Annotated in this window: 8 protein-coding genes and 2 pseudogenes; 8 read left to right on the forward strand and 2 right to left on the reverse strand. The window is 38.9% G+C overall.

Features of this window, described 5'->3' with window-relative positions:
• Positions 1-592 precede the first annotated feature (592 nt).
• The 8 genes and pseudogenes from ACQ86H_RS23100 to ACQ86H_RS23135 all read left to right on the forward strand — a co-directional run.
• Positions 593-1,105, forward strand: a pseudogene (locus ACQ86H_RS23100) (carboxypeptidase-like regulatory domain-containing protein); the annotation flags it as partial.
• Between the two features lie 155 nt (positions 1,106-1,260).
• Complete coding sequence (locus tag ACQ86H_RS23105) at positions 1,261-3,675, forward strand: SusC/RagA family TonB-linked outer membrane protein (RefSeq protein ID WP_431292639.1); 2,415 nt, start codon at positions 1,261-1,263, stop codon at positions 3,673-3,675.
• Positions 3,676-3,705: 30 nt separating this feature from the next.
• On the forward strand, positions 3,706-5,670 hold the full coding sequence (locus ACQ86H_RS23110; protein ID WP_431292640.1) for a RagB/SusD family nutrient uptake outer membrane protein: 1,965 nt from the start codon (positions 3,706-3,708) through the stop codon (positions 5,668-5,670).
• 30 nt (positions 5,671-5,700) lie between these two features.
• Positions 5,701-6,500: pseudogene (locus ACQ86H_RS23115) on the forward strand (DUF4959 domain-containing protein).
• Positions 6,431-6,901 carry a DUF5000 domain-containing lipoprotein gene (locus ACQ86H_RS23120; RefSeq protein WP_431292641.1) on the forward strand — a complete coding sequence of 157 codons (471 nt, stop codon included), beginning with the start codon at positions 6,431-6,433 and terminating at the stop codon, positions 6,899-6,901. Before ACQ86H_RS23115 ends, ACQ86H_RS23120 begins: the two are co-directional and overlap by 70 nt.
• A 70-nt stretch (positions 6,902-6,971) precedes the next feature.
• Positions 6,972-7,661, forward strand: coding sequence for a DUF4998 domain-containing protein (locus tag ACQ86H_RS23125; protein ID WP_138820336.1), 690 nt, complete (start codon positions 6,972-6,974; stop codon positions 7,659-7,661).
• A 982-nt stretch (positions 7,662-8,643) separates the two neighbouring features.
• Positions 8,644-9,246, forward strand: a complete 603-nt coding sequence (locus ACQ86H_RS23130) for a Crp/Fnr family transcriptional regulator (protein WP_138820334.1) — start codon at positions 8,644-8,646, stop codon at positions 9,244-9,246.
• 228 nt (positions 9,247-9,474) lie between these two features.
• Positions 9,475-9,750: a hypothetical protein gene (locus ACQ86H_RS23135; RefSeq protein ID WP_431292642.1), complete on the forward strand. Its 276-nt coding sequence runs from the start codon at positions 9,475-9,477 to the stop codon at positions 9,748-9,750.
• A gap of 302 nt (positions 9,751-10,052) precedes the next feature.
• Here the strand turns inward: ACQ86H_RS23135 and galB are convergent, their stop codons facing one another.
• Together galB and ACQ86H_RS23145 are read right to left on the reverse strand one after the other, a co-directional pair.
• On the reverse strand, positions 10,053-12,518 hold the full coding sequence (gene galB, locus ACQ86H_RS23140; RefSeq protein WP_138820331.1) for a beta-galactosidase GalB: 2,466 nt from the start codon (positions 12,516-12,518) through the stop codon (positions 10,053-10,055).
• 225 nt (positions 12,519-12,743) lie between these two features.
• On the reverse strand, positions 12,744-13,334 hold the full coding sequence (locus ACQ86H_RS23145; protein WP_138820329.1) for a hypothetical protein: 591 nt from the start codon (positions 13,332-13,334) through the stop codon (positions 12,744-12,746).
• Between the last annotated feature and the right edge of the window lie 732 nt (positions 13,335-14,066).

Below are 14,066 nucleotides of genomic sequence, written 5' to 3' on the forward strand. Positions count from 1 at the left end.
TCATTATTTCAGGGACTCAAAAAACCATAAATAATTAAAATCTGCACCAAAAATGTAGTTTATTATAAAAGTGATGATTAAAACCACTTTAAATAGGCGCAGGCGCGAAAATTGGCGATTTATCCCCTCTTATTTGACCGATTTATTCCCCCGGCTAACATCATCTCGCGCTAGATTAGGGCTCATAAAATGATCATCAACCAAACTTAACTGAATCCTTTATGAGCAGATACAACAACAGGAAATATAGTAATGCCTTACCTATTGTTGTATCAAAAGGCGGTACTCTGTACATAAAATCTTTATACAAGCTAGCCCTTATCAGATATAAAATGTAACAACACTAACCAAACAAACCGGGTATTAAGAGAAACCGGTTTTGAATTCTATAAACCGATTATGAACCCTTTAAAGCTTATGTATGAAAAGATAATATATCCTTAGTCTTAAATGATCTCCAATCATAATTATTAAAACTCCAAACAACACAATATATGACTAACCAAATTTTACAAAAAAAATTATTCCTAAAATCCTTTTACTATTTCTACTAATTGCTCCAGGCATCAGCCTCGCGCAAAACAACGAAATTATGGTTAAAGGCAAGGTCAGTTCTGATACCACAACAATTGTAGGCGTTACGGTACAATTAAAAAACTCAAAAACAACAGTTTCTACAGATGCCGAAGGAAAATACGCCATAAAAGTACCCTCTGATGGTATTCTGGTATTTAGTTATACCGGATTTGAAAAGCAGGAAGTTGCCATCAACGGCCGTCCTGTTGTTAACGTCATGCTAAAATCGAGTGAAAATACATTAAACCAGGTCGTAATTACAGGTTTTGGTGGTTCACAAAAAAAGGCAAGTGCCATTAGTTCGATCACAACAGTGAATGTGAAAGATCTAAAAGGTCCGACCGGAAACCTAACGAATACCCTTGCTGGCAGAATACCAGGAATGATTTCCTTTCAACGCAGTGGCGAGCCCGGCTTGGGAACAGACAACTCTTCATTTTTTATCCGTGGCCTTTCTACATTTGGTTCAGGTAAACAGGATCCATTGATTTTGATTGATGGAGTTGAATCATCAACTACCGACCTTGCCCGTCTGCAACCTGATGATATTTCAGACTTTTCGGTATTAAAAGACGCAGCTGCGGCGAGCAGTATACGGGGCACGGGGCGCAAACGGAGTTGTACTCGTAAATACAAAAATGGGAAAAGAAGGTGCGACGCATTTTTTTCCGTGCTGAAAACCGCATGTCAAGCAATACAGAAAACTTCAAGCTGGCAGATAATATTAATTATATGCGTTTGGCTAACGAGGCATTGCTTACCCGGTCGCCACTGGCTAAACCTACGTATAGTGAAAGCAAAATCAACCACACCATTGCGGGAGATGATCCTAACCTCTACCCTAATAACAATTGGATGGATCAAATGATTAAAAAGCGAACGCTAAATCAAAGCTATAATCTTAATATCAGTGGCGGTAATGCACGTACAAAATATTATATCTCGGGTACTTATAACCAGGACAATGGAGTTTTAAAGGTAGACCCTATAAATAACTTCAACAGTAATATTAAACTGGCCAACTACTCCATTCGTTCCAATATCAGCCTCAACCTTACCAGCACTACACAATTTAATATTCGGATGTATGGACAATTTGACGACTATAACGGGCCAATAGGCGGTGGCGGATTATCATTTAATAATGTTCTTTGGGCTAATCCGGTAATGTTCCCTGCTGTTTATCCCAAATCAAAGTTACCCTATTCCGATCACCCCTTATTTGGATCCGGCCGTATTGTAGATGCAGGAGGAATGACTACATCACTTTATGTAAATCCATACGCAGAAATGGTGAAAGGTTATAGCGTATACAAAACATCTAATATACAACCACAGCTTGAACTTCAGCAAAATTTAAACGCCATCACTCCGGGGTTAAATTTCCGAACAATGGCTTATTTAAGAAGATATTCATTCTATTCGGCAGACCGGAGTTATAATCCTTTTTACTATGAAGCAATTGTTGACCCGACAACGCTTGATTACAGTTTAAATGTACTGAACAGCGGAACTGGCGTAACTGCAGGAACACCGGGTACAGAGTATCTTGGCTTTCAGCAGACGGGGAAAAAGCTCGATTCGCGTTTTTGGCTTGAAGGTGCACTAACTTACAATCGAACCTTTAAAAAACATGCGGTAAGTGGCTCTTTAATATCTTTTATGTCCAACTATGAAGCAGCTGACGCCAATGACCTAACGGCATCTTTACCGCAACGTAATCAAGGTATTTCTGGCCGCTTCTCTTACGGCTTTGATGACCGGTATCTGGCTGAATTTAACTTTGGCTATAATGGCTCAGAACGTTTTGCAAAAAATAACCGGTTTGGCTTTTTCCCTTCTGCGGGCATAGGTTACCGCATTTCTAATGAAAAGTTTTTTAAGCCATTAAAAAGTGTGATCGATCAGCTTAAGTTCAGGGCAACCTACGGATTAGTAGGAAATGATCAGATCGGTAATATTGGTGACCGTTTTTTCTACCTCTCTAATGTTAACCTAAATGATGGCGGCTATGGCGCATCATTTGGAACAGGAGATGGAATTCCGTTTTATAATCGTCCGGGTATTTCGATTTCCAGATATGCCAATAACAACATTACCTGGGAGGTAAGCAGATCTTTAAATATTGGTATGGATTTAACCGCATTTAAAGATCTCAACCTTACCGTAGAAGTGTACAAACAGTTTCGCTCACAAATATTGCAACCAAAATCCAGTGTAGAATCTGCCGCTGGCTTTGAAGCTTTACCTTTTGCCAATTTTGGGAAGGCCGAAACCCAGGGTGTAGACTTCACATTGGCCTATCAGCGCTCTTTTAGCGGTGGTGCCTGGTTAAATGTACGTGGAAACTTTACTTACGCAACCAGTAAATTAAAAGTAAGTGATGAAATCCAGTATGCTCCAGACATTGCTTACTTATCAAGAGTTAACCACTCGCTTTCTCAAAGCTGGGGTTTAATTGCGGAAAGATTGTTTGCAGACGAGAAAGAGGTATCCAATTCTCCGGTACAATATGGTGATAATACACTACGTGGAGGAGATATCAAATATAAGGATGTGAATAAAGATGGTATCATAAACGATGATGACATGGTACCTATCGGTTACCCGCAACAGCCAGAAATCATTTATGGATTTGGAATATCCAGCGGATTCAAAAGGTTTGATCTGAGTTTCTTTTTCCAGGGGTCGGCCAGGTCTTCATTTTTTATCAGTCCGGATAGTACACAGCCATTTTTTATGAATGGTGGTTTTCAAAACAATTTGTTACAAGCTATAGCAGATAACCATTGGTCGGAAGATAAACAAAATATGTATGCTTTTTGGCCAAGACTAAGTACCAATCGAATTTATTCCAATAACAGGCCCTCAACATGGTGGATGCGTAATGGTAATTTTCTGCGTCTGAAAAGTGTTGACATTGGATATAATATCCCCGAAATAAAGGCACTAAGGTTAAGGAGTACGAGATTGTACTTTTCTGCAACCAACCTGTTCGTGTTCAGCAACTTTAAAATGTGGGACGTGGAAATGGGTGGCAATGGACTTGGCTATCCTGTTCAGTCTGTCTATAGTATCGGCGCACAATTCAACTTTTAAGTAATAACAAGACACTTTCATATTTATAAAATGAAGAAACCGTTAAACCAAAACAGGTATATCAGCAAAATCTGCTGGGCTACATTGCTCATGAGCATTACCATTGGCATTACATCATGCAAAAAGTATCTGGATGTAGTACCTGATAATGTTTCTACTATCGATAATGCTTTTAAACTAAGATTAGAGGCAGAGAAATATTTATTTACACTTTATTCCTATCTGCCTAAAAGTGGAGACGGCTGGTACAATCCTGGCATGACGGCTGCGGATGAGATCTGGTATCCTCAGGATGACCAGGCACAATGGCATGCTGCTTTTAGAATTGCGGAAGGGCAACAAAACAAAGCAGAACCTTATTTTAACGATTGGACTGGCGCTAATAAAGGTCAGAATATAACAACCAAGCCAATTTGGGGTGGAATAAGAAACTGTAACGTTTTTCTGGAGAACCTTTCAGATCAAAGCAAAGTGCCAGACATTACTGCAGCCGAACGTTCACGCTGGATTGGAGAAGCATTGTTCCTCAAAGCTTTTTATCATTATTACATGTTACGCATGTATGGCCCTATACCGCTAATAAACACGAATGTACCTGTAGATGCCGACCTTGCCGGGGCTTATGTAAAGCGCAAACCTATTGATGAATGTGTAAGCACCATATCTAACTGGTTTGATGAGGCTGCAAAGCTGTTGCCAGAACGTATACAGGATGAAAATACACAAATGGGAAGGGTTACCAAACCTATAGCATTGGCGATGAAAGCAAAGTTATTAATGATGGCTGCGAGTCCGCTGTTTAACGGAAACAGTGACTTTGCAAACTTCAGAGATAAAGAGGGCACTAGTTTATTTAATCCAAGTTATAATCCCCAGAAATGGATAATAGCACGCGATGCGGTAAAAGCCGCTATTGATGCTGCAACCAATAACGGCTTTGGACTTTATAACTATACTAATGATGGGTTGGGATTAAGCGATACCACGAGAACACAACTTAGCATCCGCAATGCCATTACCAAAAAATATGGTGTAGAGTGTATCTGGGGAAATGCACAATCGTATTTTGTGAATGAAAATTTATGTATGCCACCTACTGAAGATAATGGTGTAAACGGCCGGGGACCGGGAGCGGGTGTATGGGCGCCACCAATCAAGGTGGTAAAACTATTCTACACTTCAAACGGCATACCCATAGAAGAAGACAAAACATTAGATTTCAGTAGATATAGTCAATTAAGAACGGCCACAGACAAGGAACGTTTCTACATTAAAAATGGTTTTACAACCGCCAGGCTCAATTTCGACAGAGAACCACGTTTCTATGCTGATCTGGGATTTGACGGATCCATCTGGTACATGAAAGACGGTAATAACAGAGGAAGTGACGAAGATAACTTTTATGTAAAAGCAAAAAATGGAGACAAAGCAGGTTTTGGTAACGATTTCAGGAATTGGAGTGAAACCGGATATTTTATCAAAAAACTGGTTAACTGGGAATCTACCACCAATAACAATTCAGTTGTTTGGCGCCAATTCCCCTGGCCTGAAGTAAGAACAGCTGATCTCTATTTACTCTACGCAGAAGCGGAAAATGAAGTTAATGGCGGTTCAACCCTGGCCATTCAATATCTCGACAAAATAAGATCGCGTGCGGGACTTAAAGGCATTGTAGAATCCTGGAGCGCATACTCCAATAATCCGACAAAGTATACAACAAAAGAAGGCCTGCGCGCCATCATCCACCGGGAACGTGCTATAGAGATGATGTTTGAAGGACAACGTTTCTGGGATCTGCGCCGTTGGAAAGAAGCATCAGAGGAACTTCAAAAAGACATCACCGGCTGGAACATTATTGGTAAAACCGATGCTACATATTATCAGGAACGCTTCATCTTCAGCCAGCGTTTTATCGCTCCCAGAGACTATTTCTGGCCAATTGGTAATTATGATACCCGACGCAACACCAATCTGGTAGAGAACCCGGGATGGTAGAATAAAAAATAAATATGTAAATATATTTTTATGAAAAGTAAACTAAAAATACTGGCGATAATAGCTTATTCCATCATTCTTTTGGCTTCATGCAAAAAAGGTGAAGAAATAAGCACCAATGAACCAGTCGACAATGATCCAAGCGCTCCCGCTCAGGTGAGTAATATAAGTGTGGTTAATCAAAATGGAAAAGCGACAATTACCTATACAGTACCTAAAGATCCCCGGTTACTGATTGTAAAAGCAGTATATAATTTGTCATCGGGCAAACAATATGAAGCGCAGACGTCCTACTACAACAACTCGCTGGAAGTTATTGGCTTTGCCGATACGGAGGAACATGAAGTAAAAGTCTACTCTGTCAGCCGTTCTGGAGTGTTATCAGAACCAATAATAGTAAAGGTAAAGCCGCTTATTGCCCCTATCTGGCAAACATTTAAAAGTTTAAAATTACAAAATGCTTTTGGCGGCTATAACCTGAGCGCACTTAATCCCTCAAAAGGTAATGTAAATATTATTGTAATCGGCAAAAATGTATATAACGAATATGTTGCAGATTATGATAAAAGTGTTTTTACCAATATAGACAGTATCTTCTCTAAAGTTAGGGGTTAGATACTAACACGCATCGGTTTGGTTTCTTTGTGCAAGACAGGTGGGGCAATAAGACCGATACAATCTATCAGGATATCAAGCCAATCTTCGAAGTGCAACTGCAAAAATCCAGATTTCAGGAATATAAACTCCCTGGTGACCCCCTATGTGGGGAGCGGTTAGTAAAGCCTGGGATGGCAGATATGGCTGGGAAGCCTGTTTTACACAACAGATAGCAGGCGGTAACGGGCCTCATACGGTAACCTTTAGTTTGGGTACGTCGGCAAAACTAAGCCGGATTTGGATGCGTCCTTATCCCGAGTCCAATCCACTAAGGTATTTCTACCTTCAGGCTATGCGCCGCTTTGAAATTTATGGTTCAGATAATCCTAACCCCAATGGCGCACTAGACAAGAGTTGGATTCTTTTAGGCTCTTATACCATTACCAAGCCATCAGGCTTACCTTATGGAGTAGAAAATGAACTGGATAAACAAACCGCTGAGGCCGGTTATGATTTACCATGTGATCTTTCGGCACCAAAAGTAAGGTATCTACGGGTGCGTTGCCTCGAGAATTGGGTAGGTGGAACAGGTTTGAATATTGATGAGCTAACCGTATATGGTGATACCCGATAAAAATAAGCAACAAATCTCACTCATGCCGAACCATGTGCTGAATGTAAAAAGGGAATAAAAATATTATAAAATGGAACACAGAAAATTAATAATGATTACAACCATGGCAACGTTAATGCTTGCTATGGTTTCCTGCTCCAAATGGGACGATTTTAAAAAATATACCGCTGATGGAGAAACGATTTATAGTGGCAAGGTTGATTCTTTAAAAATAATGCCAGGAAGACTTCGCGTGCAATTAAAAGGCCTGCTCTCAGCAGATGCCAAAATTGAAAAGATCAAGATCACCTGGAATGATAAAAAAGACTCTTTAATTTTCGGTATATCGAAAACAGGAAGACCTGAAACTATCAACAAAATTTTCAGCGTAGATGAAGGTGTGAAGAATTTTAATGTGCAGACGTTTGATGCGAGTGGTAATGCTTCACTAATCGTAACTGCTACGGGCATGGTGTATGGGCCAAAATATGAAAGCAACCTTTTCAATCGCCCAATTCTCAATGCCGAAATATTAGATAATGGCAGTGCGAAAATTGATTGGGATACTTTTGATACATCAACAGGCGCAAAGGGAACATGGATTACGTATACCACAACTACTGAAAAGCGTACGACTGTATTTTCGGCAATTGGCGAAAGCGCTGCAATGCTTTCAAATTACAAGCCAAACACTACCTTTAGCTACAAGACAATTTATTTGCCGGTACCTACCGTTATTGACACCTTATATTCAGCCCAGGAGAGCAGGCTAATCCAGTAAGAATTGAAGCTATAGCGTAGAGAATTTCATTCTGAGCCTCTCGGAGTATGCAACGTAATAACATGTAAGTCTTTAGATACTTCGACAGACTCGGTACAGGCTCCATTAAACTTTAAAACTATAGACTCAAATTTGCATGGTAGATAGCATTTATATGACAGCGGCCTATCCTTTGTTAATGCGCTCATAAAATCTAGATAGGCAACCAACGCACTGATAAAATTGCTTTTGAATATACAAGCCTGGCGATCTGGCCAGGCTTGTATAATATCCCTTCTCCACCACTACCTCAACAGCAATTAATTGTGTCTAAGCCCTAATGAAAGAAATTTTCGACGACCATCCTTAGCCAGGAGATGGTTTCAACTACATTTCCTGTATGACCTTATTATTTACATTGTCTTAGCATACAATTAACCTGGTCATCTCCGCTCTTTACCTACTTACCTGAAAAATACCACTATTAAAAATAGTAACAGGCTACTGTAAAACATCTTTTGAAGCTAAAAAGCAATTTCAAAACCTGTATTTGATATTTTAATCAAGATTTGTAAAACCTTACCCTACCTTTCACGTATAATATTAGTAGATTATATCGTTTCGAAACAAAAAGCTTTGATATTTATCAAAAACACTTCAGCCAACGTAAATAACCCGTTACTTTCGCAGAAATTAGATTCAGTCTCTATAAGTAAGTGCTCGTATACAACATCGACAAATTTTGTCGGAATTTCTTACAGATAAGAAACAAAAATAATTTACAAAATATGGTAACAATTCCTATAAAACCAACGGGGAAAAATGGTACTTGTTTATGTTGATTTTTTTATTTTTTATAACGCATCATTTTTTCAGCGACACAATGTTATAGGTTTTTGGAGATATGCGTATCAAGAAAAGACATAGATTTTTTTGTAAAAAAAATGTTGTTAGCTGACGATAATAAGAACTACAGATAATTCTGTCGAATAAACAATAGTCAATGTCCATCATACAACCTCAGTCAGATCTCACTCCCCTCTTTAATTACTTCCAACAATACTATCCAATATCACAAGAATATATGGATGCTTACATCGGATCAGCGCATGAGTTAACCATCAAAAAAACTAAGTTTGTACTGTCACCTCTTCATGCCAATGAATGTATGTATTTTATCGTTAAAGGCTTATTAAGGAGCTTTATCAGGCACAGAGGAAAGGATATCACCACGCGGATCAGTCTTGAGGATGAGTTTGTTTGTGCAATAAGCAATCCGGCTAAACAGGAAAAATATTCGGTAGAATATATTCAGGCTATGGAAAACTGTATCCTGATTGCCATTCCCTATGTGTTGCTAGACAGCCTTTACGATAGATTCCCTGAAAGCAACATCATTGGGCGGAAATTAATGGCAATAGAATCCTTTAAAGCATCAGAAAGGGCAAATCTGGCCAGAATCCCAAAAGCTTCAGACCGTTACGAAATACTCATGAAAAATTATCCAAAGATTTTTAACCGGATGCCTCTTCACTATCTCGCCAGCTACTTAGGAATGCGTAATGAAACATTGAGCAGAGTTAGGGGCAGTTTATACACTTTATAAAACGATTTCCTAATTATTGTTTTAAAATCACGTTTCAATGGTTTACAGGGTAAATCACGTGATCACTTTTCAGTATATTTTCACAAATCGCTGGCGCTACAGGAAGTGTATGAAGGATAATCATACCTACTTGATGATTTCACTAGAATACCACCCTGAAAATTTTGTAAAATCCTTTTTTTCTTCATTTTCAATAAAAAAAATATGGCAAAAAACTTTTTGGCTGTAATGCTACTAGTTATCACATTGGGCTGTAAAAAAAATGGTGATGATGATATTACCACTTACCGTTGGAAGAGAGCTCTTTACAGAGCGAGGGTTCAAAGCGAAGGTCCTGCAGTCTTCTATTCAAAAGATCCAAATGTTTCAATGAATAAAGATGCCATCTTTTTAAGTTCAAGCTACGTTAATTTAACTGAACACCGCAAAAATATACAACAAGATAGTATCTATAATGCCAGTGGAAGAACACAAATTTATAAGTACGAGAAAGTTAAGGATTAATTTTTCTTTAGTAATTATGGATGTAGCATAAAAGTCCCGGCAAGCAATGTCATTAAGTTAAGTACCACAGTCGTCAGTATGAACGTAATCGAAGACTTCTTGAGATTGACAAATCGCAAATAAATGCCCTTTGACTACGCTATCAATGACGGACTCCATAGAATGATCGTCATCTCGACATTAGCGCAGCGAAATGGAGGGATCTTCGATACTTCGAGATCATTCACCTTCTTTGCATATCTGTCATTCACATTGATTTTTATAAAATAAAGCATTCCTAATAATACCTTCCGATCTTATTGTTATTGGGTCTGAATTGGCAGTATAGCGGTTTTTAAACCTTTAGAAGAAACACTCAGATTTAAGTTACCTGCCCGTTCTGTTGATTGCACAGTAATAACCAGTTTGCCATTAAAGGCCTTCATCTTTGGCAGGTGAAACAATTCAAGACTGGTCGCATCACCATTGGCCACTACTTTATAGGTTCCATTTCCGGTAACTTTAAAAGATAAGCTATTCTCTGCATCAGGACATAAGGTACCGTTAGCATCTACCACGCTCGCAGTAACGTAGGCAAGATCTTTCCCGTCGGCCATTAATGTTTTACGATCTGATTCTAACAGGATATGGTGAGGTTTGCCTGCCGTTTTAACCGTTTGTTCGGCAACAGGCTTACCGTTCTCATCATAGGCAACTACCTTTATTTCTCCGGGTTCGTATTTTACATCGTTCCACATCAGCCGGTACCTGCTTGTATTAGCAGTTATATTTTTGCTTTGTCTGCCCTGGCTTTTGTTATTGATAAACAACTCAGCCGATGCGTAATTGGTGTACACAAATACTGGCGTAACCTGTCCCTCACGACCAGGAAAAGTCCAGTGGGGAACAATATGCAGGGTGGGTTTTTCGGAATTCCATTTGCTTCGGTAGAGGTAAAAACGATCTTTAGGGATGCCTGCAAGATCAATAATCCCAAAATAAGAGCTATGTGACGGCCATTTTTCATCGTAAGGTGTAGGTTCGCCCAGATAATCAAAACCTGTCCAAACAAATTCCCCGATCACATATTTCAGTGAATCCTGCATTACAAATTCATCATCCGGAATTTGCGACCAGTTACAATATTCAAGATCGTATGATGAACTTTGATTGTCATCGTACATTTTCATCTTCTGAGGCACAACAGGGAACTTATACACACCTCTTGAGCTAACGGTAGAAGCCGTTTCCGAGCCCAGGATCATACCTTGAGGTAGGCGGCTATATGCATTTCCGTACCAAAATGGTTTATAATTAAACCCGGGGATATCCAATACCGAAGCAAAGTTATTGTCCAGGGCATCTTTGATCCTGTCCATACCAGCAGTTACCGGCCTGGTTGGATCTTCCCGGTGGCATATATCCTGCAAAAACTTTACAATCTTACCACCTTCTTTAGTAGATTGATCGGGCACTTCGTTTCCAATACTCCACATTACCACAGAAGGATTGTTCCTGTTGGCACGGATCATATTTACAATATCTTTTTCTGCCCACTCATCAAAAAGGTGGCTATAGCCGTTTGAAACTTTAGGTGCCTTCCATTCATCAAAAGATTCGACCATGAGCATAAATCCCATTTCATCGCATAGCTTTACCAGCTCGGGTGCAGGCATATTGTGCGAGGTTCTGATGGCATCACAACCCATATCTTTCAATAATGTTAGTTGCCTGCGCAGGGCGGCAACATTTATGGCGGCTCCAAGCGGTCCCAGATCATGGTGGTTGCAAACCCCTTTAAACTTGCGGTAAACCCCGTTTAGTGAAAAACCCTTTTGGGCCTCATATTTAATGGAACGGATTCCAAAAGTAGTGGTATATTCATCTTTTAAGGTGTTCCCTGCATATAACTTTGTTACGGCTGAATACAAATTTGGTGTTTCAGGAGACCACAGCTCAGGACTTCTGACCAATAAATCCTGCTCAAACTCGTTCAAATCACCCTCATTCAAAGTCTTGGTTGCTGAAGCTACCGTTTCACCTTTTGCATTTACAATGGTCGTCTGCAGGCTCAAAGAAGTATAATTTCCACTCAGTGAGTTTACCTGAGTTCTTATCTTTACCCGTGCAAAATCTTTGTTGATTACAGGAGTGGTAATATAAGTGCCCCAAACCGGAATACTTACCTCATCCGTAATAATAATATGCACGTTCCTGTACAAACCAGCTCCAGGATACCAGCGTGAGGCTTCAGGTAAATTTTCCAGGCCGATGGCGAGTGTATTTTTGCCTACGTTCATTTTGTCGGTTACGTCAATAGAGAAAGCATTGTAGCCGTAGGCCCATTGGCCAACAGCCTCTCCATTTAGGAACACTTTGGGATAGCTCATGGCGCCATCAATTAATATGACGGCTTTTTTTCCTTTTGTAAAGGCAGGCGCTACAAAAGTATTCCGGTACCAAGCTTTGCCAACAAAAGGCAAGCCGCCTGTTCTTCCTGTTTTTAATGATGCTGTTTTCTCACCATTCTGTACAATCTGTACATTTTGGCTATCGTTATTCCCGTCAAAAGGTCCTTTTATTGCCCAATCATGAGGTATACTTACCGTTTCCCATTTTGTATCATCAAAAGCAGGGTTTTTAGATTCAGGAAAATCACCTTTGCTAAACTTCCAGTTTTTTTCTAACAGATATTCTGTCCTGCCCTGACCATGTACTGCTCCACAAAATAGCACAGCTAACAATAAAATGGATAAACCACGATATAATGATGTTTTAATTGCACTCATCCTCAAATCTAAATGTTAAAACAGTGCTTACCAACATCAGGAAAGAACAAGGTTAAAATAAGCAAATAAATGGTTTAATTTTAGTTGGTTCGATTATAAAAACAAAAATTAAACGAGCGAATTGTGTTACTATACTCTAATAAATTACATAGCCACACATCCCCGTAAAACCAAAAACCACCTACAACTTTCGCTACAGATGGCTGGTTTTAACTTGGACAACAATTATTTGGTTAGTGTTATTATCTTTTCTTGCTCAACTTCTATCAAATGATGGTAAAACCTCCTATCAATATTGGGGCTTCTCATTGTTGCCAATGATATCGTTTTAGTCTTATCATTCTGATTTGCAGCATACATCTTTTTAAAGTCTTTTAAAGTTGCTTTCATTGCGCGTAGAATTACAAAAAATCTACGATCATAGAAAACGATGTTATTCTTATTTCTTTTGTTAGACCTATATTCATCATTGGATGCCTCGCTATAGGCTTTCTGAAGTTTATCGAGAACTTTTAGCCTGTCACTGATATTTTTCAATGACTCTGCCGACAGATCCATGTCTTTAATACCAGTAATGACTTTTTGATCAGTCAGTACCGTAACTCCGTCAACGTTTATTTCGTGTTTACCATCTCTGGAGAACAAATAAACAGAAGCAGGTAGATTATCAATATCAACCGAATCCAATTTCAATAATTTTTTGTTAAAATCTGCACGGGCAGCTGATAACACATCGGCGGACAATGGCTTAACAGATTGAGCTTTAGCGCTAATCATTAACAATGATAACACCATGGTTTTTAGAGCGTTGTTCATGGGGACCGAAGGTATGATTAATTATTTCTTAACGTTTACTTAATGATAAATGAGACTTTGATAATTATCAACAAAGTGCTCTGAAATGGCTGGTTGGCATTTTTAGAATTGTAACAAAAATACAGATATTCATTATATCCGTATTATTTATACGACGTTTTAGGGTTTTTCGGGTTTATTTATACCTTCCATATCCAAAGTTTAGATTCGATGGCGCTAATAAAATCAATTTTCCACTATGAGCACAAATCTTTTATTTTTTTTGTTAAATCAAAAAAGTGATGCGAATTTAAAACGGATAACAATGAAGATCAAAATCGCACTTGTGGTTTTTGTAGTTTTATGCATCTGCATCATGAATCACACCTATTCAAGATACAAGATATTTGAGGATACTAAGGTGATTATTTATTCAGCAAAATATGGTCTTATTCCACTTTTTGTTATCATTACGCCTATTTGTTATATTTTTTACCGTGCTATAGTACTACCTGATTTAGATTATATTGAACCTGGATTAAAAAAACAATGAAAGTCATTCGTCGTACTTTGATGTATAGTTTATCCAGCTGTATTTTTCTGACTTTCTTTCTTAATTCACTGATACTGATTAGTAATGAATACCTCGGCTCAAAAACTGTTTTTCTGAACGCAAGGGTCACCTGGTCTTATAGAAGTGTTTATCACGGACACATGGGTCCTTTTACGTAGTTCTGGAAGATAAACGAGGTA

The organism is Pedobacter sp. P26 (assembly GCF_050632135.1).
Lineage (GTDB): Bacteria > Bacteroidota > Bacteroidia > Sphingobacteriales > Sphingobacteriaceae > Pedobacter.